This is a genomic window from Mycobacterium sp. FW102-FHT13B02, from assembly GCF_058790275.1.
The window spans coordinates 165,373-189,668 of sequence record NZ_JBYTCM010000002.1 but is presented as its reverse complement, the minus strand read 5'-3'; the positions used below and the strand labels follow the sequence as shown (position 1 = coordinate 189,668).

Below are 24,296 nucleotides of genomic sequence, written 5' to 3'. Positions count from 1 at the left end.
TCGGTTTCTTGTCACCGATGAGAAGTAGCGTTGGAGATGGTCATAACGACTGACCCCAATCCACGCAGTACCGCTCTTGAGGAGAAACCGATGACCGAATCTCAGACCTTCCTCGCCCCGCACCTCGTCGTCGGCGACGGTGCCGCCGCAATCGACTTCTACGTCAAGGCTTTTGGCGCTACCGAGCTGGGCCGGGTGCCCGGCCCCGACGGCAAGCTCATGCACGCCGCACTGACCATCAACGGGTCGAACGTCTACCTCAACGACGACTTCCCCGAGATGTGCGGCGGCAAGTCGCAGACCCCGACGGCCTTCGGCGGCACGCCCGTCACCATCCACCTGCAGGTGCCCGATGTCGACGCGGCATACCAGCGCGCCATCGACGCCGGCGCGCGGGAACTGATGGCCCCGCAGGACATGTTCTGGGGTGACCGCTACAGCCAGGTGGAGGACCCGTTCGGGCACCACTGGTCGCTGGCACAGACCGTGCGCGTGGTCAGCCCCGAGGAGATCGAAGCCGCGATGGCCCAGCAGCAGGGCGCGTAGCGACCCTGGATTGGCGCACGATTTTCCGCGGCCGGCGCGGAAAATCGTGCACCAATCGCAGTCAGCCGAGGGCTGAGAGCAGGCGCTGACGCAGCGTCGGTTTCGGTGCGCCGGCGGCAGCGGTCAGCATCTCGGCCACATCGATGAACTTGTCGCGTGGCCGGTCCGCGCCGCCGCGGGCGATCTCGGCCGCATCGATGGCCCGCCACCCCGCCATGTCGACCACGTCCGGCCGCCGGTCGCGGATGAGCTGGTGCAGCGCACCGGCTTTCGCGGTCGGCTCGGCGAGTCGGCTGGCGTTGTAGTCGGCGACCAGTCGGTCCACGGTATGCGCGGCGCACGACTTGTTGGTGCCGATGAAGCCCGTCGGGCCCCGCTTGATCCACCCCGCCACATAGCTGCCGCGGACTGGGTTGCCGGTGGCCGGATCGATGACGCGGCCCTCGTCGTTGGGGACCACACCGGCGGCATCGTCGAACGGTAGACCGCGAATCGCCTTGCCGTGGTAGCCGATTGACGTCAGCACCAGGCCGGCTTCGAGCTGCCGGACCTCGTCGGTGCCGGTCACGGTGAATTCGATGCCGGTGACCTTGCCCGAGCCGAGCACGCGCGCCGGGGTCAGCTCGTAGGCCAGCCGGATCCGCGGCCGGGTGGTAGGTGCGGAACTGTCGGCCAGCTTGGCGAGGATCTCGAGCTTGTGACGCGTCAGCCCTTCGGTCACCGTCTCCAGGTCGCGACGGACCAGCTCATGGTCAGCGGCGTCGAGCACCACGTCGCACGTCGAGGTCAGGCCGATCAACTCCGGCAGGGTGAAGGCCGAATGGATCGGGCCGCGCCGGGCCGCGATCACCACCTCGCGCACCTTCGAGTCGCGCAGCGCGGCCAGGGCGTGATCGGAAATGTCGGTGCGCGCCAACGCATCCGGATCGGCGGTCAGGATGCGGGCCACGTCGAGCGCGACGTTGCCGTTGCCGATGATCACCGCCCGCTCGTGACTCAGGTCGACGGGCAGATGCGAGAACTCGGGATGCCCGTTGTACCAAGCCACCACCTCGGTGGCGGTTCCGGTTCCGGGCAGCTCCATGCCCTCGATGTCGAGGCGCTTGTCGTTCGGCGCACCCACCGCGTACAGCACGGCGTGGTGGTGCTCCAGCAGCTCGGCGTGCGTGATGTCCCGACCCACCTCGACGTTGAGGTAGAAGTCAAGCCCACGACGCTTCGTGATCTGGTCGAACAACCGCGTCACGCCCTTGGTGTTCTGGTGGTCGGGGGCGACCCCGGCACGCACCAGCCCGTAGGGCGTCGGCAGCTTCTCGAAGATGTTGACCCGGACCCCGCGCTGGGTCAGCAACTCGTCAGCGGCATACATGGCAGCCGGCCCGGAACCGACGATGGCCACCCGCAGCGGACCGTGCGGCCGTTGGTCGACCGCCGGAGCGTCGGGCACCGGCGCCAGCTTGGACGTCGGTGGGAGCTTGCCCTCGTACTTCGGGTAGAAGGACGCGTTGAGCTCGATGAACGGCAGCTGCGCTTCGGTCAGCTTGGTGTCCGGCTTGATCGCGCCGACCGGGCAGGCGGTGACGCAGGCGCCACAGTCCACGCAGGCGGCAGGATCGATGAACAGCATTTCGGCGGTAGCGAAACCCGGCTCGTCCGGGGACGGGTGAATACAGTTCACCGGGCATGCGAAAACGCATGAACCATCGCTACAGCACGACTGGGTAATTACGTGAGGCATGTCGTGCGTCGTCTAACTTTCTAGAGTTTCAGAAGATCAGGCGGCGACCACGACGTGCTGGCGCTGCGGCTCGCTGCGGTACCGGCTGGGCGGGCCGTCGATCTTGCAGATCTTCCACATGATCTTGGCCAGCGGGTTCATCAGACCGGTGTCGTACGCCAGCATGCGCACGTCGGAGAACATGTTGCGCAGGAACATGCGCGACTCCGGGGCGTCGAAGAACAGCTCGTCGCGCACCGAGCGCGGGATGTCGAACGTCTTCCAGAAGACGCGCGGCGGCACGATGATGGCCGAGCACAGAATGCGCATGGTGAGCGGCACGAACAGCGACAGCCAGAACTTCTTCCAGCGACTCAGCTCCGGGACGCGCTTGTGCAGGTACTCGTGGGCGAACGAGATGTGGCGGGCTTCCTCGGCCACATGGATGGCCATGACCCGCTCCATGATCGGGTGCAGCTCCGACCCCTCACGCAGGATGTTCTTCTGGGTGTGGTCGATGGGTTCCTCGCCGGCGAGCACACCGAAGAAGAACGGGATGGGTGCCGGACCGGCGGCCAGCGGGATCAGCGGCTGAATCCACTTGAGCAGCTTGGGCATACCCGGTACGTCAACACCCATGTGGTTGACCATCTCCTGGAACATCAGGGTGTGATTGCCCTCTTCGATGGCCTCGTGGGTGCAGTAACGGAACTCGGGCGAACCGTTCGGAACCCAGAACGCGTACTCCATGAGGCCGCGGATCAGGATGTTCTCGAAGTGCAGACCAACCTTGGCGACGTTGGCCTGGCGCCACATGCCGATCGCGATCTGGCGTTCCTGCGACTGGGCCTGGTACCACGGGTGGCCACCGAGCGGATCGGTGTCCGGGAGGATCCAGCGCGGGTCGTTCGGGACCACAGCGAAGTCCGGCAAGTCCCACGCGATGTCGGTGTACGGGTTGAAGTTGCGTCGCACCGACCCCTCGGACAGTGTGGCGAGCTTCTCGACGTACACCTGGTCGTCGAGCACGTCCATGTTCCGTCGCCAGCGACGAATCATGCGGGTACGAGCCATTTTCGAGCCTCCCAAGACTGTTTTGCCAGCTTTACAATCGGCTGTCTTGTGTCGAACGGTACCGGAGGTACCACCTAAAGACTAGTGCCCGCCATCACACATCTCCAACCACTTTGTGACGCCGATCACACGACCTGCGCGCAAAGTGGAGCAACCAGGCCGATCCCGCGGTCACCGGGCCGTCGACCTGCAACTACGCTGGCACCCATGGCTGAGCTCACCATTCCCGCCGACATCAAGCCCGCCGACGGACGCTTCGGCTGCGGCCCGTCCAAGGTTCGCCCCGAGCAGCTGACCGCACTGGCCGCCGCCGGCAGCCTTTTCGGCACCTCACATCGCCAGGCCCCGGTCAAGAACCTGGTCGGTCGCGTGCGCGACGGTGTCAAGCAACTGTTCGCCACCCCCGACGGCTACGAGGTGATCCTCGGCAACGGCGGCTCGACCGCGTTCTGGGATGCCGCCGCCTTCGGCCTCATCGACAAGCGCTCGCTGCACCTCACCTACGGCGAGTTCAGCAGCAAGTTCGCGTCGTGCGTCGCCAAGAACCCGTTCGTCGGCGACCCGATCATCATCAAGGCCGACGCCGGCAGCGCGCCTGCGGTGCAGTCGGACCCCGACGTCGACGTCGTGGCCTGGGCCCACAACGAAACCTCGACCGGTGTCGCGGTGCCGATCCAGCGGCCCGCCGGTGACGCGCTCGTCGCCATCGACGCCACCTCGGCCGCCGGCGGACTGCCGGTCAACATCGCCGACACCGACGCCTACTACTTCGCGCCGCAGAAGAACTTCGCCTCCGACGGCGGCCTCTGGCTGGCCGTGATGAGCCCCGCCGCACTGGCCCGGGTCGAGCAGATCGCCGCCACCGACCGCTGGGTGCCCGACTTCCTGTCGCTGCCCATCGCGGTGGAGAACAGCCTCAAGAACCAGACCTACAACACCCCGGCGATCGCGACCCTGATCCTGCTCGCCGAGCAACTGGATTGGCTGAACGGCAACGGCGGCCTGGACTGGGCCGTCAAGCGCACCGCCGACTCGTCGCAGCGGCTGTACTCGTGGGCCGAGTCGCGTCCGTTCACCACTCCGTTCGTCGCGGACCCGGCACTGCGGTCCCAGGTGGTCGGCACCATCGACTTCAACGACGACGTGGATGCCGCAGCCGTGGCAAAGGTGTTGCGCGCCAACGGAATCGTCGACACCGAGCCGTACCGGAAGCTGGGCCGCAACCAGCTGCGCGTGGCCATGTTCCCGGCCATCGACCCCGACGACGTCAGCGCCCTGACGGCGTGCGTCGACTGGGTTGTCGAACGCCTGTAGTACAGCTCTCCGCACAATCACGAACACAAACCGAGGCGCGCAGCTCAGCAAGAGGTGCGCGCCTCGGTGTGTCAGCACGATTACGAGTCGATAACGCAGTAGGGTGGGCCGTTAAGCCGCGTCCTAGGAGGTCACCAATGAGGGAACTCAAGGTCGTCGGACTCGATGCCGACGGCAAGCGCATCATCTGCGAGACCCCCAACGGTTCGGCCACCGCAGACAAGTTCTTCTTGCGTGTCGATGATCGACTGAAGGCCGCCGTCCGTGGCGACCGGGCCGCCAGCAACCAGACTCAGATCGAGGTCGAGGTGCCCAACTCCCTGCGCCCCCGTGACATCCAGGCCCGCATCCGAGCCGGCGCCTCCGTCGAGCAGCTCGCCGCAGCCGCGGGGGTGAGCCCGGAGCGCGTCATGCGCTTCGCCCACCCGGTACTGCTGGAGCGGTCCCGCGCCGCCGAGCTCGCCAGCGCGTCGCACCCGATCCTGCCGGACGGCCCGTCGGTTTTGACCCTGCTGGAAACCGTGACCGGCGCTCTGATCTCCCGCGGACTCGATCCCGACGCAACCAAGTGGGACGCCTGGCGTAACGAGGACAGCCGGTGGACCGTGCAGTTCGGCTGGAAGGCCGGACGCTCCGACAACGTCGCGCACTTCCGGTTCAGCCCGGGCGCCCACGGCGGCACCACCACCGCTTTCGACGACGCCGCCACCGAGCTGATCGATCCGAACTACGCCCGCCCGGCCCTGCGGTCGGTCGCACCGCTCCCACAGCTGCATTTCGAGGAGTCGGTCGCCGAGATCCCGATGCCCGCGTTCGTCCCCGAACCGGAGCCCGCCGCCCCGGAACCTGCACCCGCCCCGGTCGTCGTCATGACGCCGGCACCCGTCGCTCCCCCGGTGCCCGCGGCGCCTGTCGCCCCGCCGGCGCCGGAGCCGATCCCCGCTCCCGAGCCGGCCGCTGTCACCGAGACCCCCGAGCCGGCCGCACCCGCGCCGCGTCCGCGCAAGAAGAAGCCAGAGATTCCGGCCTGGGAAGACGTGCTGCTCGGCGTCCGGGCCAACGGCCAGCGCTGACCCGGCGTTTGCGCGTCGACTCTGTACTGAGGGCCTGCGCTACTCGCGCTTTTGCGCCGTAGCTACAGGATCAACGCCGGGTGAGGCTAGCTGGACAACGCGATGGCCGCCGTCGCGATCCACCCCAGCGCCACGCCCGCACAGGCGCCCCAGACGAACCAGCGCCATACGGGGCGGACGCGCCAGCTCCACACTGTCGGGGCCAGGCCGCCGACCGCCACCGCGTTCAAGCCCACTGCCAGCAGCGGGTGCACCCGGAGCAAGCCGAGGGACAGGACGATGATGGCCGCCGCGGTCAGCGCGGCCACGAATGCCGACACCGTCAGTCCGGTGCCCCAGGGTGTCTGCGTCGGCGTCGTCATCTGAGCCAACTTAGCCCGCCGCCCTGGCACGTTCGTAGAACGCCAGCGCAGCGGCCGTCGCGACGTTCAGCGAGTCGGTCCCCCGCGACATCGGAATGCGCGCTCGCACCTCGCAGGCCCGCATGGTGTGTTCGGTGAGCCCCGGGCCTTCCGCTCCGACCAGCACCCCGACCTTCTGGTTCGCCAACGGCGCGAGGGCATCGGCCAGCGGCACGGACCCTTCCCCTGGCGTCATCGCGATGAGATGAAAGCCGTTGTCCTGCATCAACTTCAGATCACCCGGCCACGACTGCGCGCGGGCGTAGGGCACCAGCAGCGCATGTCCCATCGATACCCGGACCGCGCGCCGATACAACGGATCGGCGCAGCCGGCGCCGAACACCACCGCGTCGACGTCGAGCCCCGCGGCATTGCGGAAGATCGAGCCCAGGTTCTCGTGGTCGTTGACGCCCTCGAGCACTGCGACGGTCCGAGCATCCTGCAGCACCTCGGACACCGACCGTTCGGCAGGCCGTGGCGCCGCCGCCAGGACGCCCCGGTTCAGGTGGAAGCCGACGACCTCGGCCATCACCTCGGCACTGGCGCGGTAGTACGGCACGCCGCTGCCGGCCAGGTCGTCGGCCAGTTCGCCGAGCCGGCGGTCGGTGCCGAGGAACGCGCGCGGGCTGAACCGAGAGGCCAGCATGCGCTGCGCCACCAGCACACCTTCGGCGATCACCAGACCTTTGCCCGACGGCAGATCGGGGCGGCGATCGACGCTGTTGAGGTCACGGAAATCGTCGAGCCGGGGATCAGCGGGGTCGGTGACGTCTTCGACAATCACGTCGATGACGCCGTCCCCACCGTCGTCGACCTCCGTTACGGCGCTCACTGGCCTTCGTCGATGATCGCGAACATCAGGTCCGCAGCGGCGAGCAAGGTCGCGCGGTCCTGCTCCTTCAGCTTCTCGAGCCGGCCCTGCAGCCATTCCATGCCCGCCCGGCGCTCCGCCTCGAACAGCTCCGCGCCGGCCGGGGACACCGCGACCAGCACCTGGCGCCGGTCGTCGGGATGCGAACTGCGTTCCACCAGGCCCAGTTCGAGCAGCGATGCGATGACGCGCGTCATCGACGGCGGCCGCACCCGCTCCCGGGTGGCCAGCGCGCCCGGCGTCATCGGGCCGTCCTTGGCGAGCGTGGCCAACGCCGACAACTGTGTCAGGGACACCGGGGAATCCGGACGACGGAACCGTAACTGCCGGGCCAGCCGCACGACGGCCAGCGACAGGTCATTGGCCAAGCGGTCATCGGCGTCCGTCACGAGCAGATAGCGTACCGATCGATCGACTAGCGTTAGAGGAGATGGCCACGCCTGCGCACGAACAACCGGCGGCACCCGAGCCGCCGGCTCTTCCCGACCGCCTGCTCGACCCGGTTCCCCTGATCGTGGTCGCCGCAATCGGCTGGCTGGTGGCGGTGGTGTTGGCCTTCACTGTCGCGGCCCTGCGCGACTGGCGGCCGGTGACCGTCGCGGGCCTCGGGGTCGGCGTACTGGGCACATCTATATTTCTGTGGCAACGCAGCGCAGCCCGTCGCGGCGCTCGAGGTGCCCAACGCGGCCTGCGCTGACCTGGAACGTCTCGACAAGGGAGAGCCCGATGGCTGGAGAAGCACCGCTGCTGCAGGCAGACATCACCATCAATGCGCCGGTGGCCAGGGTCTGGGCCTTGATCTCCGACCTCGACAACATGCCCAAATGGAGCCCGCAATGCCGGGTGATGAAGGCGATCGGCGCCGTGAAGGTCGGCACCAAGACCGTCAACCTCAACCGGCGGGGCGCGATGTTCTGGCCGACCACCTCGACCATCACCGCACTGGACCCGCAAAAGAAGCTGTCGTTCCTGGTCAACGCGAACGGCACCGAGTGGACCTACGAGCTGGAGCCCGCCGGCACCGGCACCAAGGTGACCGTCAGCCGGCATGCGGAGAACGGCGTCAAGCCCATCTCGGGCGCACTCGTCGACCGCTTCATGGGTGGCGTGCCCACGTTCGAGCAGGAACTGGTCGACGGCATGAAGACCTCGCTCAGCCGGATCAAGACCGCCGCCGAGAGCGCCTCGAACTAAGTACCGAGGTCGAGCACGCCGTCGTCGAAGGGCTCGAAGGCCGGTGAGCCGATGGGCTCCGGCGGCGGCGTGTCCGAGTGGGCGCCACAGCCGTACTCCGCCGACACCACGCGTCCGTCGGCAGACAGCTCGTTGGCGCAGACCCCGAACACCAGGCCGAGCGAACCCGACAGTGGCACGTAGAAACCACATCCGCGGCACGTCCGCCGGGTGGCGCGAGCCATGGCGGCGTTCGGGCCGAAGTCGCCGTCCTGCCAGCGCTGCGCAGCCTCCGTCCGGCCCCAGTCGCTGAGCACCTGCTTGCGACCGAAGCCGATCTCAGCAGCCACCTCGTCAAGCTCGGGATCGCCGGATGCCAGGTAACCGGGCACCAGGCGGGGATCGTTCGGGGGCGGAGACAGCAGATCACCCGGGCTCAGGTCACCCGGCTGTACGCGCTCATGCCACGGCACCCACTCCGGGGCCAGCAGCGCGTCCGGGCCCGGCACCAGGACCACTTCACTGACGGTGGTGTGGTCGGCGCCCGGATAGGTCGCCAGCACCACTGCCCACTGCCAGCCGTGGTAGCCGGACATCGAGGCGAGGAACCGATGGGTCACCGAAGCCGGGTCGTCGAAGCTGGCGCCCAGGTAATCACCGACGACGCCCGCGCCGCTGAATTCGATGATCGCGGCGCGAGCCTGGTCGACGGCGCCCATCAGGATCGGGGTCAGGTCGGGCAGGTCGGCCTGTTCGACAACCGCCTCAAGGGCGGCTTCGGTGTCCGGCCCCTGCTCGGTCTCCACAGTCGGAACCTCCACGGCCGGAACCTCGTCGGCCGGGGACTCGTCGGCGGCGGCCTGCTGCGGCTCGGCGACGACGTCCGCGACCTCGGCGGATTCCGCTGCCTCAGCAAGAGCCTCGACGGCCTCCATGGGTTCCGCGGTGGCTTCAGGGGTCGGCACCTCGACCGGCGCCTCGGTCGGCGTCGACTCGTCCGGCGTCACGGCTGCCGATTCGGTGTCATTGGGCGTGTCCATCGCGTTCAATACTGCCTGACCACCCAGGACAAGGCCACACCGCCTGCCTGCGCGCCGCTGTCGGCAGCATGGGGAACAATCGTGCCCATGAGTGGACCGCGGGATGCCGGGAGGTCGGGGGATCCCCGCTACTACCCGCCGCGCCCACCGCGCCGCCCTGACGAAGAGCATCCCGGCATGGCCAACTACCCGAGCGATCCTGGCCAGTCCCGCCGCCGGCCGCCACCGCGGGGCTCGTCGTCGCACAGCGACAACCGGTGGCTGCCGCCGCTCGACGACGAGCACCACGACGGCCACGACTACGACCGGGACTACGACCGTGGCTTCGACGACGGTTACGACGGCCGGCGGCGCGACCATGAGGACCGTCGGGGCTACGCCAATGGCGAGAAGATCACCGTCACCCGCGCCGCCGCGCAGCGCAGCCGGGAGATGGGCACCAAGGTCTACGGCTTCGTGCACCGCGCGGCCACCGCCGACGGCGCCGACAAATCCGGTCTGACGGCGCTGACCTGGCCCGTTGTCGCCAACAACGCGCTCGACGCGGCCATGGGCGTCGCGCTGGCCAACACCTTGTTCTTCGCGGCGGCCTCCGGCGAGTCCAAGAGCAAGGTGGCCCTGTACCTACTGATCACCATCGCGCCGTTCGCGGTGATCGCCCCCTTGATCGGGCCGGCGCTCGACCGGGTGCAGCACGGTCGCCGGGTCGCCCTGGCCGTCTCGTTCGCGCTGCGCGTCGTGCTCGCGCTCGTGATGATCGGTAACTACGACGGCGCGACCGGGAGCTATCCGCCCTGGGTGCTGTACCCGTGCGCGCTGGGCATGATGGTGCTGTCCAAATCGTTCAGCGTGCTGCGCAGTGCGGTGACGCCACGGGTGCTGCCGCCGACCATCGATCTGGTCCGGGTGAATTCCCGGCTGACCATGTTCGGGTTGTTGGGCGGCACCGGTCTGGGTGGTGGCCTCGCCGCCGCTTTCGAGTACACCTTCGGGCTGATGCATCTGCCGGGCGCGCTCTACGTCGTCGCCGTCGTGGCCGTCGCGGGCTCGGTCCTGACCATGCGCATCCCCAAATGGGTCGAGGTCACCGAGGGCGAGGTGCCGGCGACGCTGTCGTACCACGCGCCGACCGAGCAACTCCGGCACCCACATCACGGCAAGTCCCCGCGACAACCGTTGGGCCGCAATATCATCACGTCACTGTGGGGCAACTGCACCATCAAGGTTCTGGTCGGCTTCCTGTTCCTCTATCCGGCGTTCGTCGCCAAGTCGCATGACGCGAGCGGCTGGGAGCAGCTGAAGATCCTCGGGCTCATCGGCGCCGCCGCGGGCATCGGTAACTTCGCCGGCAACATCGCCAGTGCCCGGCTCAAGCTGGGGCAGCCCGCACAGGTAGTGGTGCGCGCGACCGTCATCGTCACCGCCGCCGCCATCGCCGCCGCGGTGGCCGGCGACCTGATGGTGGCCGCGGCTGCAGCGCTGATCACCTCGGCGGCGACGGCGATCTCCAAAGCGTCGCTGGACGCCTCGCTGCAGCACGACCTGCCCGAGGAGTCGCGGGCGTCGGCCTTCGGCCGGTCCGAGTCGGTGCTTCAGCTGGCCTGGGTGATCGGCGGCGCCGTCGGTGTGCTGATCTATACGGACCTCTGGGTCGGGTTCACCGCGGTCAGCGCCCTGCTGATCCCCGGGCTGGCCCAGACCCTGGTGAGCTACAACGGAGGCTCACTGATCCCGGGCTTCGGCGGCAACCGGCCCGTACTGGCTGAGCAGGAGGGCCCCTTGCCTGAACGACAGACCGATCCCACAGTGCCCCACGGGATGCGCCAAGGATGGATATGAAACGAGTTCTCTCGCTGTTGGCAGTGGTCGCGGTGCTGTCGGCGACGGCTACCGGGGTACTGATCTGGCGGCTGACGCGGCACCAGGGCCCCGACTTCCCCGAAATCAGCGCCTTCACCGATGGCCAGCTCGCCCGGGTGGGGCCCTACCGCTACTGCGACGTGCACCTGAAGGCGTGCGACGTCCCCGCGACCACCGGCGAGCTGCATGTGACGGCGCGCCATCCCGTTCAGCTGTCGGTGCCGCAGGCCATCGCGCGAGCGCCGTGGGTGCTGCTGCTCGCCTACGAAGACGGCGGCTCCGCGGTCCGCGAGTTCCGGCCGGACAAGCGACTGGCCGTCACCATCCCGACCGTCGACGCGCATCACGGCAAGCTGCTCGGTCTCGCGGTCCAGCTACCCACTCTGGCAAGGGATTCCGACGGCAACGAGTTCCCCTTGCCGCACGCCGAGTGGTCGGTGCGGACCGTCTGGCCCTAGGTTTCCTCGCGAGCGGTCAGGCGCCGTGACCGGCCGGCACCCGCTCGCCGGCGCGGACCGGGCCGGGTGGCGTGCCGTCACCGAAAGGCCTGCCGCCCAACGTTTCCCGGCCGTGCGGCAGCAGCCAGCCGGCGAGCTCGGGGCCCTTCGGCACAATCTGCGTCGGATTGATGTCCGCGTGCACGATGTAGTAGTGCTGCTTGATTTGCACGAAGTCGATGGTGTCGCCGAAACCGGGCGTCTGGAACAGGTCCCGGGCATACGCCCACAGCACCGGCATCTCGGAGAGCTTGGACCGGTTGCATTTGAAATGCCCGTGGTAGACGGGGTCGAACCGGGCCAGTGTCGTAAACAGCCGCACGTCCGCCTCGGTGATGGTGTCTCCCACGAGATACCTTTGGCCGCTGAGCCTTTCGGTCAACCAGTCCAACGCGGTGAACAGTCGGTCGTACGCGGCGTCGTACGCCTCCTGTGACCCGGCGAACCCGCAGCGATAAACACCGTTGTTGATCTCGGTATAGACGCGCTGCGCAACCTCGTCGATCTCGGCGCGCAGGTACTCCGGATACAACTGCGGTGCACCGTCGCGGTGGTAGGCAGTCCATTCGGTGGACAGGTCCAGCGTCAGCTGCGGGAAGTCGTTGGTCACGACCGCACCGGTGGGCACGTCGACGATCGCCGGCACCGTGATGCCCTTGGGGTAGTTCGGGTCACGCTTGAAGTACGCGTCCTGCAGGCGCGGAATCTTCAGCACCGGGTCGACGCCACCGGGGTCCAGATCGAACGTCCAGCTGCGCTGGTCGTGCGTCGGACCACAAAAACCAATGGAGAGAACGTCTTCCAGGCCCAGGAGTCGGCGAACGATGATGGCGCGGTTGGCCCATGGACAGGCCCTGGCGACGATCAACCGGTACCGGCCCGGTTCGACGGGAAAATCGCCGGCCGCCCCAGCCCCATCTGCTCCTCGCGTGCGCGAAGTTATCCGGGTACTGATGTAGTTCGTGTCGCGGGTGAATTCAGAACCGGAGTTGACGTAGGACACGACCCCAGTCTGCCCGCCCGACGTTGGCTTGTGTGCGTGAAATCAACCGATTTTCGAACACAAGCCAACGTTCGGCGCGGCGATCAGGCGTCGAGCTCGCGCGCGACGGCCTTGACCACCTCGGACACCTTCCGGGCGGTCTTGCGGTCGGGGTAACGGCCCCGGCGCAGCTCGGACTGCACGACGTCCTCCAGGAGGGTGATCATGTCCGACACCATGCCGTGCAGCTCGTCGGGCGTGTGCTTGTGCTCAGGAGCCGACGCCTCGCGACGGGTGCGCGACAGGCTCGGCGGCGGGTCGATCAGCTTGAGGCTCAGGGCCTGCGGACCACGGCGACCGGCGGCGACGCCGAACTCGACGCGCTGACCGGCCTTGAGACCTTCAACGCCGGCGGGCAGCGCCGAAGACCGGACGTAGACGTCCTCGCCCTCTTCCTGAGAGAGGAAGCCGAAGCCCTTCTCCGTGTCGTACCACTTAACCCGGCCGCTTGGCACTGGTCTCACCTGCTCGTTCTCAACATGCGGTTACATAACGAAAGCGCCCCACCTCCGCAGGACGCGTTGGCGTTGATTCTACTCGGCCACCTCAGATCGCAGCATCCCCATTACTCGGTAGGCTGAAGGTTCTATTTATAGGAGGTGACATGCGCCTGGTCCTGAACATCATCTGGCTGGTTTTCGGCGGGTTCTGGCTGGCGCTTGGCTACTTCCTCGCCGCCCTGATCTGCTTCATTCTCATCGTCACCATCCCGTTCGGCGTCGCCGCAGCCCGCATCGGCGTGTACGCGCTGTGGCCGTTCGGCCAGACGGTGGTCGACAAGCCCGGTCCGCGTCCCGGTGCGTTGGTCGGCAACGTGATCTGGCTGGTGTTGTGCGGCTGGTGGCTGGTGCTCGGCCACATCGCCACCGCCATCGCCCAGGCCATCACCATCGTGGGTATCCCCCTGGCCCTGGCCAACCTCAAGCTGATCCCGGTGTCGCTGCTGCCACTCGGCAAGCAGATCGTCCCGGTCGATCAGACACACCCTGCTCCGGCCTGGCAGAGATAGATGACGCTCACGCCTCTCGGCCTGCCCACCGTCGCCCGGCCCGTCGGCGCGGCGCCCGCGTCCGGACCGCTGATCGACACGTATGGCCGCGTGGCGGCCGACCTGCGCGTCTCCCTGACCGACCGCTGCAACCTGCGCTGCACCTACTGCATGCCGGCCGAGGGCCTGGACTGGCTGCCGGGCACCGACCTCTTGACGCTCGACGAGCTGACGCGGCTGATCCGGGTGGCCGTGACCCGTCTGGGCATCACCGGCATCCGGTTCACCGGCGGTGAGCCGCTGCTGTCACCCCATCTGGAGGACGTCGTCGCGGCGGCGGCGGCGCTGCAACCGCGGCCGGCCATCGCTGTGACCACCAACGGCGTCGGACTGGCCAAACGTGCGTCGACACTGAAGAAAGCCGGGCTGAATCGCGTCAACGTCTCGCTGGACACGTTGGACCCGGACCGGTTCGCCGCCATCACCCGGCGCCGCCGGCTTCCCGAGGTCCTGGACGGCCTGGCCGCCGCGAAGGATGCCGGTCTGAGCCCCGTCAAGGTCAACGCGGTGCTCGACCCGGAAACGGGCCTGGACGACGCCCCGGCGTTGTTGCATTTCTGCCTCGAGCATGGCTACCAGCTGCGCATCATCGAGCAGATGCCGCTGGACGCGGGGCACCATTGGCAGCGCGGTTCGGTCCTGCAGGCCGACCAGATTCTGGCGGCCCTCCGCCGGGAATTCACCTTGCGCCCGGACCCGGCACCGCGGGGTTCGGCGCCGGCCGAGCTCTGGCAGGTGCACGACGATGGGACGGTGCTGGGCACCGTCGGCGTCATCGCGTCGGTCTCCGCGGCGTTCTGCGGCACGTGCGACCGCACCCGGTTGACGGCCGACGGCCAAGTGCGCAGCTGTCTGTTCTCGCAGCAGGAGACGGACTTACGGGCGTTGCTGCGACACGGCGCCGACGACGATGCGCTGGAAGCCGCCTGGCGGGCCGCGATGTGGGCCAAGCCGGCGGGCCACGGAATAAATGATCCGGGTTTCGTCCAGCCGGCCCGCCCGATGAGTGCGATCGGCGGCTGACGTTGACCGAAATGCTGGTGACGGTGCGCTATTTCGCCGCCGCGAAGGCCGCAACCGGGATCGAGACCGAAACGTTGCAGCTCAATGCGGGCGTCACCGTCCGCGATCTGGTGCACTCCATTGGTACGCGTGGGGCAGATGTGGCAAAAGTGCTCTCACGCTGCTCGTTTCTGCGCGACGGCGTCGCCGTGCGCGATCTGGACACCGCCCTGGCAACGGCTGAGACGATCGATGTCCTTCCCCCCTTCGCCGGCGGCTAATTGTGAAATGCCTCACATAACGAAACAGTAACGACCTGGCTGAAGCCAGCCTGACCGGCATTGATACCTGCAAAAACGCCGAAACAGCCAGCGCCTTTAAACTCCTCTCATAATTTGCTGGAGGCCGAAACGCCGAAAATCGGCCGAAGTGACGGAACCCACCCGACCCGATACCGTCATCTCTCAAGCCAGAGCAACCCTTTGGCACCCGCACTTGAAACGCCTAGCTCCATCCATCAAGTGCGGCCGACGACAAACCCGTGGATGGAGGCGGGGGACCCAACCGGTCCACCGAAGAAATCAGGACCAGGAGCCTCGGCTCCTTGGGGTGAAGCCTGCTTTGCAGGCCGGGCAACCTCTCCAGCCCGAACCCGACAGCTGACCTCGCAGGCGTTGACGAGAGGACTGCTTTTTCTATGAGTGGACGCCACCGTAAACCGACCACGTCCAGCGTCTCTGTCGCCAAGATCGCCTTCACCGGCGCGGTCCTTGGTGGCGGCAGCATCGCCCTCGCAGCTCAGGCCTCCGCCGCCACCGACGGCGAATGGGACCAGGTAGCCCGCTGCGAGTCCGGCGGCAACTGGGCCATCAACACCGGCAACGGCTACCAGGGCGGGCTGCAGTTCTCGCCCAGCACCTGGAGCGCCCACGGCGGTGGCGAGTACGCCCCGGCCGCGAACATGGCCAGCAAGGAAGCACAGATCGCTGTCGCGGAGCGCGTCCTGGCCAGCCAGGGCCGCGGTGCCTGGCCGGTGTGCGGACACGGCCTCTCCGGCTCCACCCCGCGCAATGCGGTGAACACCCCGGTCAAGGCTCCCGCCCCCACGATCGACAACGCCGAGCTCAATGCCCCGGCCGATCCGGCTCCGGCGCAAGACGCCGCCGCTCCGCTGGACGCACCGGCACCGGCTCCTGACGCCCCGACCATCGTCACCGTCGCCAACGACATCCCCGCTCCCGAAGCGCCGGCCCTGGACGTACCCGAAGCCCCCGCTCCCGCCCCCGAGGCACCGGCCCCGGCCCCGGCCCCGGCCCCCGACGCTCCCGTCGTCGACGCACCTGCCCCGGATGCCCCCGCCCCGGCCCCGGCGCCCGTGATCCAGGCCGCCAACTGGGACACCAACCAGGCTCCCGCCGACAACGGCGCCTGGGCGCTGCACGCCAAGCAGGACCTGCCGGCCGACCCGGCCCCGGTCGTCGACGCGCCTGCTCCGGCGGCTGACGCCCCGGCCCCGGCCCCAGCCCCAGCCCCGGCACCGGCTGCCCCCGCCGCGCTGCAGACCCCACCGGACGGCACTCCGCACCTCGCCAGCCCTGCCAACCTGCCCCCGGGCTCGACCATGGAGCCGACCGATACCGGCGAGAGCTCCAACATGAGCTATCTCAAAGAGCTGTGGCACGCGGTGCAGAACAAGGACATCTCCGGCCGTGACGCCCTGCTCGCTGTCGCCTCGACGCGGACCGGCGCGCCGGGCGGCGACATGCAGGCTCCGCCGAACGCTCCGGCGCCCGGCCCGGCCCCGGTTGCCGACATCGCGCCGGCTCCGGCGAACTAGTACGGATAAAGAAAAGCGCCTCGGTCGACCGGGGCGCTTTTCTTTGCCGTTGACCCTGATTCCAGGGCGCAGAGGTTCGAGTAGTCCGTGCCACCATCACAGGCTCAACACGAAACCTCGGCGGACGTCAGGCGGAGCCGACCCATTCGTCGGTGCCGTCGGTGAAGAACTGGTGCTTCCACACCGGCAGCCGCTCCTTGACCGTGTCGACCAGGAGCGCGCAGGTCCGGAACGCCGCGGCGCGGTGATCGGCCGATACCGCCGCGACGAGGGCGGCGTCCCCGATGTCGAGCACGCCGATCCGGTGGCTGACGGCGATGGCTCGCACGCCTTCGGAGGCGGCTGCGACGTCGGCAGCAACCTCGGCCAGTACCTCGGCGGCCGACGGGTGCGCCGAGTACTCCAGTCGGGTTACCCCACGGCCGCCGTCGTGGTTGCGCACGATGCCGGCGAAGCTCACGACCGCTCCCGCGGCGCTGTGGTCGACCAGGGCCTCGTGGGAGGCGACATCGATCGGCGATTCACTGAGGTCGGCACGCAGCACGATCACCCGGCATGGTCCTTTCCACTGAGCTGGTCCAGCGCATGGTCCAACACCCCGGCCAGCACGCCCAGCCCGTCCTTCACTCCCCCGGATGACCCAGGCAGGTTGACGATCAAGGTCCGGCCGGCCACGCCACACACGCCACGCGACAGCACCGAAGTCGGGACGTGGGGCAGGCCGGATTGGCGGATCGCGTCGGCCAGCCCCGGGATCTGGTAGTCCAGGACCTCGAGGGTGGCTTGCGGGGTGGCGTCGGTCGGCGATATGCCGGTGCCACCTGACGTGAGGACGACGTCCACGTCGTCAGCGATGGCCCGGCGCAGTTCGGCACCCACCGGCGTCCCATCGGTGACGACGACCGGCGCGGGCACGTCGAATCCACGCTCGGCGAGCCAAGCGACGATCAGCGGGCCGGTGCGGTCCTCGTAGACACCGGCGGCGGCGCGGGTGGAGGCGATGACGACGCGGGCGGTGCGGCTCACGTTGGCTGTCTGTTCTTCGCGCAGGCGCTCATCAGTTCCGTCTGTTCTTCGCGCAGGCGCTCATCACCGCTCCCAGAGTCCGGTCTTGCCGCCTTCCTTGCGCAGCACACGGATGTCGTCGATGCGCGCGGCCGGGTCGACGGCCTTGATCATGTCGTACAGCGTCAGCGCGGCGACGCTGACGGCGGTGAGCGCTTCCATCTCGACGCCGGTGCGGTCGGTGGTGCGCACGGTCGCGGTGATCACGATGTCGGCACCGCCGGCGCCAGCCTCGAACGCGACCTCGACCTTGGTCAGCGCCAGCTGGTGGCACAGCGGGATCAGGTCACTGGTGCGCTTGGCGGCCATGATGCCAGCCACGCGCGCGGTCGCCAGGGCGTCACCTTTGGGCAGGCCGCCGCTGGTGATGAGGTCGACGACGTCGGCGCGGGTGCGCAGGACGCCCGCCGCGAGGGCGGTGCGCCGGGTGGCGTCCTTGGCGGACACGTCCACCATGTGGGCCGCACCCGATTCGTCCAGGTGCGAGAGCTCCACGGCTACTTGTTGACGACGGTGACCGGGTGCGTGTACGGCAGCGTCTCGGCCGGCAGCGGGAACTGCAATTCACCGAACGGCGACAGCGCGCCGGTGCGATCCGTTGCCAGTTCGCTGACGGCGTGGTCGTCGTGACCGTTCACCTCGGGCCAGCCATTGTCGACGTACTGGTTCTTCTTCTTCTCAGCCACGGAGACATTGTGGCAGGCCCCGCGCCCGCTGGCGAGGCCGGGAGGCTGCTTTACGCTGGTCAGCAATGATCGACGATTCCCCGGGTGTGCCGTTGGGCTCCTGGCTGGCCGACATGTCGGATGCGCAGCTGGTGCAGCTGCTGCGCGCCCGCCCCGACCTCACCCAGCCGCCACCGGCGACCCTGTCAGCGCTGGCGGCCCGGGCGCAGTCCCGGCAATCGGTCAAAGCCGCGACCGACGATCTCGACTTTCTACAGCTGGCGGTGCTGGATGCCCTGCTGACACTGCAGGCCACCTCCATCGCCGTGCCGACCGGCGCGCTGTTCAAACTGCTGGCCGGCCGCGCCACCAAGAAGATCGTCACCTCGGCGCTCGATGAGCTGCGGACCCGCGGGCTGGTGTGGGGCGGTGACTCGGTGCGAGTGGTGTCGGAGGCGGCGTCGGTGCTGCCCTGGTATCCGGGGCAGGTCACGGTCGAAGACCCCGACGGCGACGGCATCGCCGAGAAACTGGCCGGCATCGACACGGCGCAGCGGGAGCTGCTGGAGCGACTGGCCGACGGGTCACCGATAGGCCGAACCAAGGACGCGGCACCCGGTACGCCCGCCGACCGCCCGGTGCCGCAGTTGATTGCGATGGGCCTGCTGCGCCGCATCGACGACGAGACGGTGATCCTGCCGCGGCTGGTCGCCCACGTGCTGCGGGGCCAGCCGCCGGCACCGGCGACGTTGACGCCGCCGGCACCGTCTACGCCGGTTCTGGCGGAGGCCGACGTCGACGCGGCGGCCGCCGGCTCGGCCGTCGACCTGCTGCGGGAAGTTGAGCTGGTCCTCGAAACCCTTTCGGCCACACCGGTTCCCGAGCTACGTAGCGGCGGCCTCGGCGTCCGCGACGCCAAGCGGCTGACCAAGGTCACCGGTATCGACGAGCAGCGGCTGTCGCTGATCCTGGAACTATGCGCGTCGGCCACGCTGATCGCGTCGGGCATCCCGGACTCCGACGACTACGACGACGGCCCGTACTGGGCGCCGACCGTGGCCGCGGACCGGTTCATCGAATCGAGCGCCGCCACCCGCTGGTATCTGCTGGCCACCACCTGGCTGGACCTGCCGTGCCGGCCCGGCCTGGTCGGCAAGCGCGGCCCGGACGGCAAACCCTATGCCGCCCTGACCAATGCGCTGTATTCGTCGGCCGCGCCGCTGGACCGCCGACTCCTGCTGGCGGTGCTCGCCGAGCTGCCACCGGGTAGCACCATGGACACCGCCACCGCTTCGGCGGCGATGCTGTGGCGCCGGCCGCGCTGGACCGCCCGCCTGCAACCGGAGCCCACCGGCGAATTACTCACCGAGGCACATGCTTTGGGCATGGTCGGCCGCGGCGCCATCGCCGGGCCCAGCCGGCTGCTGCTGGCGGGCGCGCCCGAAGAAGAGGTCACTGCCGCGATGGCGGCGGCCCTGCCCGACCCGATCGATCATTTCCTGCTGCAGGCCGACCTGACGGTCGTCGTCCCCGGGCCGCTGGAACGCGACCTCGCCGACCAGCTGGCGGCCGTCGCGGACATCGAATCCGCGGGCGCGGCAACGGTTTACCGAATCAGCGAGCAGTCGATCCGGCGCGCCCTGGACACCGGCCGGACCGCAAGCGAGATCCACACCCTGTTCGCCCGGCACTCCAAGACACCTGTGCCGCAGGGACTCACCTACCTGATCGACGACGTGGCCCGCCGGCACGGGCAGTTGCGGGTCGGCATGGCATCGTCGTTCATCCGGTGCGAGGACCCGGCCCTGCTGGCGCAGGCCCTGGCCTCCCCCACCCTCGAGCAGCTGAGCCTGCGGGCGCTGGCCCCGACTGTCGCGGTGTCCCCGGCCCCGATCGCCGACGTGCTCGCGGGCCTGCGCACCGCGGGCTTCGCCCCGGCCGCCGAGGACTGGTCGGGCACCATCGTCGACCTGCGTCCTCTCGGGGCGCGGGTGTCCACGCCCATTCACCGTCGTACCTTCCGGCTCCCCCAGCCGCCGAACGAGAAGACGCTCGGCGCGATCGTCGCCGTCCTGCGCCAGACCGGCCGCGGCGGCAACGGGGAGCGGCTGGACCCGGCGGCCGCCATCTCGTTGCTGACCGACGCCGCGCTGACCCAGTCATCGGTGGTGATCGGCTACGTCGACGCCGCAGGAGTGGCCACCCAGCGCGTGGTGTCGCCGGTGAACGTGCGCGGTGGCCAGCTGACCGCCTACGACCCGGCCGCGGGGCGGGTCCGGGAATTCGCCATCCACCGGGTGACCTCGGTCGTCGCGCCGGAATAGGGTGTTCCGGGGCCGCGTTTCCACCACGAGCTGGAGGTACCTCCCGTTTGCGGTGGAAATGGACCACTCGACCGCGTCTGGATAATGGACCGGATGGCCTGCGAGCAAGGGAAAAGAGTGGATGGCGCATGACTGACGGACCCCTGATCGTCCAGTCGGACAAGACGGTGCTGCTCGAGGTCGACCACGAGCAGGCCGGGGCGGCGCGGGCGGCGATCGCGCCGTTCGCCGAACTGGAGCGTGCTCCCGAGCACGTGCACACCTACCGGATCACGCCGCTGGCGCTGTGGAACGCGCGCGCCGCGGGTCACGATGCCGAGCAGGTGGTCGACGCGCTGGTGTCGCACTCGCGCTACGCGGTGCCGCAGCCGCTGCTGGTCGACATCGTCGACACCATGGGCCGCTACGGGCGGTTGCAGCTGGTCAAGCATCCCGCGCACGGGCTCACGCTGGTGAGCCTGGACCGCGCGGTGCTCGCCGAGGTGCTGCGGAACAAGAAGATCACCCCGATGCTCGGCGCCCAGATCGACGACGACACCGTCATCGTCCACCCGTCTGAGCGCGGCCGCGTCAAGCAGATGCTGCTGAAGATCGGTTGGCCGGCAGAGGATTTGGCCGGCTACGTCAACGGTGAGGCACACCCGATCACGCTGGAACAGGACAGCTGGAAGCTGCGCGATTACCAAGAGCTGGCCGCGGACTCATTCTGGGCCGGCGGGTCGGGCGTCGTGGTGCTCCCCTGCGGCGCGGGCAAGACGATGGTCGGCGCGGCAGCCATGGCCAAGGCCGGGGCCACGACGCTGATCCTGGTCACCAACACCGTCGCCGGCCGGCAGTGGAAGCGCGAGCTGATCGCACGCACCTCACTGACCGAAGAAGAGATCGGTGAATACTCCGGCGAGCGCAAGGAGATCCGGCCCGTCACCATCGCGACGTACCAGGTGATCACCCGCCGCACCAAGGGCGAGTACAAGCACCTGGAACTGTTCGACAGCCGCGACTGGGGCCTGATCATCTACGACGAGGTGCACCTGCTGCCCGCGCCGGTGTTCCGGATGACGGCCGACCTGCAGTCCCGGCGCCGGCTCGGCTTGACCGCCACCCTGATTCGCGAAGACGGCCGCGAGGGCGACGTGTTCTCGCTGATCGGGCCGAAGCGGTACGACGCCCCGTGGAAGGACATCGAGGCACAGGGTTGGATCGCGCCCGCCGAATGCGTCGAGGTCCGGGTCACCATGACCGAGAACGAGCGCATGACGTACGCGACGGCCGAGCCCGAGGAGCGCTACAAGCTCTGCTCGACGGCGCACACCAAGATCGCGGTGGTGAAGTCGATCCTGGCCCGGCATCCCGATGAGCCGACCCTGGTGATCGGCGCCTACCTGGATCAGCTCGAAGAACTCGGCCAGGAGCTGGACGCCCCGGTGATCCAGGGCTCCACCAAGAACGCCGAACGCGAGGCGCTGTTCGACCAGTTCCGGTCGGGTGAGATCCGCACGCTGGTGGTCTCGAAGGTCGCAAACTTCTCCATCGATCTACCGGAAGCCTCTGTGGCCGTTCAGGTCTCGGGGACGTTCGGGTCGCGGCAGGAGGAGGCCCAGCGCCTGGGCCGGTTGCTGCGCCCCAAGGCCGATGGCGGCGGCGCGGTGTTCTACTCGGTGGTCTCGCGTGACAGCCTCGACGCCGAGTACGCCGCACACCGGCAGCGCTTCCTCGCCGAGCAGGGCTACGGCTACATCATCAAAGACGCCGACGACCTGCTGGGACCCGCTATTTAGCATCAACGCGCTCGCAGAGCGCGCGATGACGTTCGTTCCGCCTAACGCGCCGGCTGTTTGACGACCGTCAGCAGCACCACCGAGTCGGCGAGCGCCTTCAGGCTGTGCCGGGTGGACGGAATGATGATGTGGTCGCCGGCCATCCCATCCCAGCTGGCCTGTTCGGCGACGAGCCGCACCCGGCCCTGCAGCACCTGAAGGGTGGCCTCGCCGGGGCTCTCGTGTTCGGCCAACTCATTGCCGTCGGCGAGCGCGATCAGCGTCTGCCGCAACGCGTGCTCGTGGCCGCCGAAGACCGTGTGCGCGCTGCGCCCGCCGTTTCCGTTCTTCGCGGCGTCCAGATGCTGACGGGCCAGGGCGGTCAAAGAGATCTTCTCCATGCTCTGACTATCCGCCTCAGCACTCCCCGTGGCGACCCTTTGGCGGTTTAAATCACGCGCAGCGAATCCCCCTCGTTGGGGAAACGACGAGCCAGTGCGTCGAGCATCCGCTCTACCTCCAGGAGCCGCCGACGCAGCGCCAGCAGCGCGTCGGACGGCAGCTCCGAACCCGGTTCGCCCGTGCTCTGCCCACGTCGGGATCGCCGCTCCAACAACGTCATCTGGTCTTCCAGATCGGCAACCTCGTCCAGTAGCAGGGCCGCGAACAGGCGCGATTGCGCGAGGTCGGCGCGGTGCGCGGGCCGGGGCCGGGTATCGACCCGCGGCCGGCCGCTCACGACACCGGGGCGCACCGTGCGCCGGGTGGCGGTGGCATGTGAGGGAATCGGCACCGGAACGGCTCGGCGTCCGGTTTCGCGCGTCGTCGGCAACATGGCGCAATGATCACCGAGGTTGCACCTTTGCGCTACCAGCCGTTCATCTTTCCGACCGGAACCGGACACCTTCGGAAAAGCTCAATCGAGCACGAAATACGGCAACGGCGTCCGGCTAGTCACCGAGCGCGGGGATCACCTCGCGCTCGAAGGCCTCGATGCTCGACCTGTCGTAAGCGGCTTCGGGGAAATACAGGATCGCGTACCCGCACCCGAGGTCCTTGATCTTCTGCAGCTTCGAGATCACCTGTTCGGTGGTGCCACAGGCAGAATCGGGTGACGTCAGGTTCTTGACCATGGCGTCGACGGCAGCCTCGTGCGCGACGGCGACCTGACGCTCCCGGATGCGCGCGATGCGGGCTGCGACGTCGGCCTCGGACTCCCCGATCACCACGTTGAAGTTCGCCGAGCGGACGATGCCGGCGTAGTCGGTACCGACCTCACGGCAATGCTGTTGCAGCACTTCCGATTTGTGCGCGAAGCCGGCGGGCTCGGATGTGAAGTTGGTGTACTGCGCGTACTTGGCGGCGATCTTCAGCGTCACCTTCTCACCGCCACCGGCGATCCACAGCGGAATACCGTCCGCCTGCAACGGTTTGGGTTGCACGATGGCACCGTCAACCTGGTACTGCTTGCCGTCGAAGCTCACCACTCCGTCGCGCCACGCGGTGCGCATGATCTGCACGCCCTCATCGAGCCGCGCCAGCCGCACACCGGCCGACGGGAAGCCGTAACCGTAAGCGCGCCACTCGTGTTCGTACCAGCCGCCGCCGATGCCCATCTGCACCCGGCCGCCGGAGATGATGTCGGTGGTCGCGGCGACCTTCGCCAGATACGCGGGGTTGCGGTAGCTGATCGCGGTGCACATCTGGCCCAGCTTGATCCGCGAGGTCGTCGCCGCGTAGGCCGCCATCAACGTCCACGCCTCATGCGTGGCCTCCGCGGTCGGCATCGGCACGGTGTGGAAGTGGTCGTAGACCCACAGCGAATCCCACGGGCCGCCGTCGGCATACGCGGCGAGGTCACGCATCACCTGCCATTGATCCTGAGGGGCGATGCCCACCAGATCGAGTCGCCAACCTTGCGGGATGAACAGTCCGAAGCGCATGGTCCCGACTTTAGGACGGCCCGGGCGCACGCGTGCTCGAACCTCGC

Annotated in this window: 28 protein-coding genes and 1 riboswitch; of the genes, 13 read left to right on the top strand and 15 right to left on the bottom strand. The window is 68.4% G+C overall.

Annotated features, from left to right (window positions below):
• The first annotated feature begins 90 nt into the window (after nucleotides 1-90).
• Nucleotides 91-546 carry a VOC family protein gene (locus AC3WTE_RS03820; protein WP_138228564.1) on the top strand — a complete coding sequence of 152 codons (456 nt, stop codon included), beginning with the start codon at nucleotides 91-93 and terminating at the stop codon, nucleotides 544-546.
• Nucleotides 547-607: 61 nt separating this feature from the next.
• Here AC3WTE_RS03820 and AC3WTE_RS03815 read toward each other — a convergent pair whose 3' ends face one another.
• A complete protein-coding gene (locus AC3WTE_RS03815; RefSeq protein WP_492435781.1) occupies nucleotides 608-2,284 on the bottom strand; it encodes an FAD-dependent oxidoreductase in 1,677 nt (558 codons plus the stop codon).
• Nucleotides 2,285-2,320: 36 nt separating this feature from the next.
• Nucleotides 2,321-3,337: an AurF N-oxygenase family protein gene (locus AC3WTE_RS03810; protein ID WP_492435779.1), complete on the bottom strand. Its 1,017-nt coding sequence runs from the start codon at nucleotides 3,335-3,337 to the stop codon at nucleotides 2,321-2,323.
• A gap of 207 nt (nucleotides 3,338-3,544) precedes the next feature.
• Between AC3WTE_RS03810 and serC the strand changes: the two genes are divergently transcribed.
• Entirely contained in the window at nucleotides 3,545-4,651 is a 1,107-nt protein-coding gene (serC, locus tag AC3WTE_RS03805) for a phosphoserine transaminase (protein WP_492435778.1), read from the top strand.
• 137 nt (nucleotides 4,652-4,788) lie between these two features.
• Nucleotides 4,789-5,724, top strand: a complete 936-nt coding sequence (sepH, locus tag AC3WTE_RS03800) for a septation protein SepH (RefSeq protein ID WP_492435777.1) — start codon at nucleotides 4,789-4,791, stop codon at nucleotides 5,722-5,724.
• An 86-nt stretch (nucleotides 5,725-5,810) separates the two neighbouring features.
• On the opposite strand, the gene AC3WTE_RS03795 is transcribed toward sepH, so the two are convergent.
• The 3 genes from AC3WTE_RS03795 to AC3WTE_RS03785 are packed head-to-tail and all read right to left on the bottom strand — an operon-like array spanning nucleotide 5,811 to nucleotide 7,385.
• Nucleotides 5,811-6,086, bottom strand: coding sequence for a DUF2537 domain-containing protein (locus AC3WTE_RS03795; RefSeq protein WP_492435775.1), 276 nt, complete (start codon nucleotides 6,084-6,086; stop codon nucleotides 5,811-5,813).
• Nucleotides 6,087-6,096: 10 nt separating this feature from the next.
• Entirely contained in the window at nucleotides 6,097-6,957 is an 861-nt protein-coding gene (locus AC3WTE_RS03790) for a TrmH family RNA methyltransferase (protein ID WP_492435773.1), read from the bottom strand.
• Nucleotides 6,954-7,385 (bottom strand): Rv0880 family HTH-type transcriptional regulator, encoded by a 432-nt coding sequence (locus AC3WTE_RS03785; protein ID WP_492435771.1) that lies wholly within the window; start codon nucleotides 7,383-7,385, stop codon nucleotides 6,954-6,956. Before AC3WTE_RS03785 ends, AC3WTE_RS03790 begins: the two co-directional genes overlap by 4 nt.
• Nucleotides 7,386-7,426: 41 nt before the next feature.
• Between AC3WTE_RS03785 and AC3WTE_RS03780 the strand changes: the two genes are divergently transcribed.
• Entirely contained in the window at nucleotides 7,427-7,693 is a 267-nt protein-coding gene (locus AC3WTE_RS03780) for a DUF2530 domain-containing protein (protein ID WP_492435769.1), read from the top strand.
• Nucleotides 7,694-7,722: 29 nt separating this feature from the next.
• Complete coding sequence (locus AC3WTE_RS03775; protein WP_492435767.1) at nucleotides 7,723-8,190, top strand: SRPBCC family protein; 468 nt, start codon at nucleotides 7,723-7,725, stop codon at nucleotides 8,188-8,190.
• On the opposite strand, the gene AC3WTE_RS03770 is transcribed toward AC3WTE_RS03775, so the two are convergent.
• Nucleotides 8,187-8,888 carry a DUF3027 domain-containing protein gene (locus AC3WTE_RS03770; RefSeq protein WP_492436275.1) on the bottom strand — a complete coding sequence of 234 codons (702 nt, stop codon included), beginning with the start codon at nucleotides 8,886-8,888 and terminating at the stop codon, nucleotides 8,187-8,189. The genes AC3WTE_RS03775 and AC3WTE_RS03770 overlap by 4 nt on opposite strands.
• A 408-nt stretch (nucleotides 8,889-9,296) precedes the next feature.
• On the opposite strand from AC3WTE_RS03770, the gene AC3WTE_RS03765 reads away from it, so the two are divergent.
• Both AC3WTE_RS03765 and AC3WTE_RS03760 read left to right on the top strand, forming a co-directional pair.
• Nucleotides 9,297-11,048 carry an MFS transporter gene (locus AC3WTE_RS03765; RefSeq protein ID WP_492435766.1) on the top strand — a complete coding sequence of 584 codons (1,752 nt, stop codon included), beginning with the start codon at nucleotides 9,297-9,299 and terminating at the stop codon, nucleotides 11,046-11,048.
• A complete protein-coding gene (locus AC3WTE_RS03760) occupies nucleotides 11,045-11,527 on the top strand; it encodes a DUF2771 domain-containing protein (RefSeq protein ID WP_492435764.1) in 483 nt (160 codons plus the stop codon). Before AC3WTE_RS03765 ends, AC3WTE_RS03760 begins: the two co-directional genes overlap by 4 nt.
• A 16-nt stretch (nucleotides 11,528-11,543) precedes the next feature.
• Here the strand turns inward: AC3WTE_RS03760 and AC3WTE_RS03755 are convergent, their stop codons facing one another.
• Complete coding sequence (locus tag AC3WTE_RS03755) at nucleotides 11,544-12,569, bottom strand: glutathione S-transferase family protein (protein ID WP_492435762.1); 1,026 nt, start codon at nucleotides 12,567-12,569, stop codon at nucleotides 11,544-11,546.
• Between the two features lie 83 nt (nucleotides 12,570-12,652).
• Nucleotides 12,653-13,063 (bottom strand): cold-shock protein, encoded by a 411-nt coding sequence (locus AC3WTE_RS03750; protein WP_073697818.1) that lies wholly within the window; start codon nucleotides 13,061-13,063, stop codon nucleotides 12,653-12,655.
• A gap of 149 nt (nucleotides 13,064-13,212) precedes the next feature.
• Between AC3WTE_RS03750 and AC3WTE_RS03745 the strand changes: the two genes are divergently transcribed.
• From AC3WTE_RS03745 to AC3WTE_RS03730, 4 genes are all read left to right on the top strand, one after another.
• Nucleotides 13,213-13,617, top strand: coding sequence for a YccF domain-containing protein (locus AC3WTE_RS03745; RefSeq protein ID WP_459368241.1), 405 nt, complete (start codon nucleotides 13,213-13,215; stop codon nucleotides 13,615-13,617).
• Nucleotides 13,618-14,679, top strand: a complete 1,062-nt coding sequence (gene moaA / locus AC3WTE_RS03740; protein ID WP_492435761.1) for a GTP 3',8-cyclase MoaA — start codon at nucleotides 13,618-13,620, stop codon at nucleotides 14,677-14,679. It abuts the gene before it with no gap.
• Between the two features lie 11 nt (nucleotides 14,680-14,690).
• Nucleotides 14,691-14,939 carry a MoaD/ThiS family protein gene (locus AC3WTE_RS03735; protein ID WP_492436273.1) on the top strand — a complete coding sequence of 83 codons (249 nt, stop codon included), beginning with the start codon at nucleotides 14,691-14,693 and terminating at the stop codon, nucleotides 14,937-14,939.
• Between the two features lie 240 nt (nucleotides 14,940-15,179).
• Nucleotides 15,180-15,347: riboswitch (cyclic di-AMP (ydaO/yuaA leader) on the top strand.
• An 8-nt stretch (nucleotides 15,348-15,355) separates the two neighbouring features.
• Nucleotides 15,356-16,495 (top strand): transglycosylase family protein, encoded by a 1,140-nt coding sequence (locus AC3WTE_RS03730; protein ID WP_492435759.1) that lies wholly within the window; start codon nucleotides 15,356-15,358, stop codon nucleotides 16,493-16,495.
• Nucleotides 16,496-16,622: 127 nt separating this feature from the next.
• On the opposite strand, the gene AC3WTE_RS03725 is transcribed toward AC3WTE_RS03730, so the two are convergent.
• The 4 genes from AC3WTE_RS03725 to AC3WTE_RS03710 all read right to left on the bottom strand — a co-directional run bounded on the left by AC3WTE_RS03725 (nucleotide 16,623) and on the right by AC3WTE_RS03710 (nucleotide 18,246).
• Nucleotides 16,623-17,045 carry a molybdenum cofactor biosynthesis protein MoaE gene (locus AC3WTE_RS03725; RefSeq protein WP_492435757.1) on the bottom strand — a complete coding sequence of 141 codons (423 nt, stop codon included), beginning with the start codon at nucleotides 17,043-17,045 and terminating at the stop codon, nucleotides 16,623-16,625.
• Nucleotides 17,042-17,521 (bottom strand): MogA/MoaB family molybdenum cofactor biosynthesis protein, encoded by a 480-nt coding sequence (locus AC3WTE_RS03720; RefSeq protein WP_492435756.1) that lies wholly within the window; start codon nucleotides 17,519-17,521, stop codon nucleotides 17,042-17,044. Before AC3WTE_RS03720 ends, AC3WTE_RS03725 begins: the two co-directional genes overlap by 4 nt.
• A 63-nt stretch (nucleotides 17,522-17,584) precedes the next feature.
• On the bottom strand, nucleotides 17,585-18,055 hold the full coding sequence (gene moaC, locus AC3WTE_RS03715; RefSeq protein ID WP_492435754.1) for a cyclic pyranopterin monophosphate synthase MoaC: 471 nt from the start codon (nucleotides 18,053-18,055) through the stop codon (nucleotides 17,585-17,587).
• A 2-nt stretch (nucleotides 18,056-18,057) separates the two neighbouring features.
• Entirely contained in the window at nucleotides 18,058-18,246 is a 189-nt protein-coding gene (locus AC3WTE_RS03710; RefSeq protein ID WP_492435752.1) for a hypothetical protein, read from the bottom strand.
• 65 nt (nucleotides 18,247-18,311) lie between these two features.
• Here AC3WTE_RS03710 and AC3WTE_RS03705 point away from each other — a divergent pair, with 65 nt between their 5' ends.
• Both AC3WTE_RS03705 and AC3WTE_RS03700 read left to right on the top strand, forming a co-directional pair.
• Nucleotides 18,312-20,549, top strand: a complete 2,238-nt coding sequence (locus tag AC3WTE_RS03705) for a helicase-associated domain-containing protein (protein WP_492435751.1) — start codon at nucleotides 18,312-18,314, stop codon at nucleotides 20,547-20,549.
• A 128-nt stretch (nucleotides 20,550-20,677) separates the two neighbouring features.
• Nucleotides 20,678-22,327, top strand: coding sequence for a DNA repair helicase XPB (locus tag AC3WTE_RS03700; RefSeq protein ID WP_492435750.1), 1,650 nt, complete (start codon nucleotides 20,678-20,680; stop codon nucleotides 22,325-22,327).
• Between the two features lie 41 nt (nucleotides 22,328-22,368).
• Here the strand turns inward: AC3WTE_RS03700 and AC3WTE_RS03695 are convergent, their stop codons facing one another.
• From AC3WTE_RS03695 to AC3WTE_RS03685, 3 genes are all read right to left on the bottom strand, one after another.
• Entirely contained in the window at nucleotides 22,369-22,707 is a 339-nt protein-coding gene (locus AC3WTE_RS03695) for a cupin domain-containing protein (RefSeq protein WP_492435748.1), read from the bottom strand.
• Nucleotides 22,708-22,754: 47 nt separating this feature from the next.
• The gene (locus AC3WTE_RS03690; RefSeq protein WP_492435747.1) at nucleotides 22,755-23,141 is read right to left on the bottom strand and encodes a hypothetical protein; all 387 of its coding nucleotides are present in this window, start codon (nucleotides 23,139-23,141) and stop codon (nucleotides 22,755-22,757) included.
• A 115-nt stretch (nucleotides 23,142-23,256) separates the two neighbouring features.
• The gene (locus tag AC3WTE_RS03685) at nucleotides 23,257-24,249 is read right to left on the bottom strand and encodes an LLM class F420-dependent oxidoreductase (protein ID WP_492435746.1); all 993 of its coding nucleotides are present in this window, start codon (nucleotides 24,247-24,249) and stop codon (nucleotides 23,257-23,259) included.
• Nucleotides 24,250-24,296 lie beyond the last annotated feature (47 nt).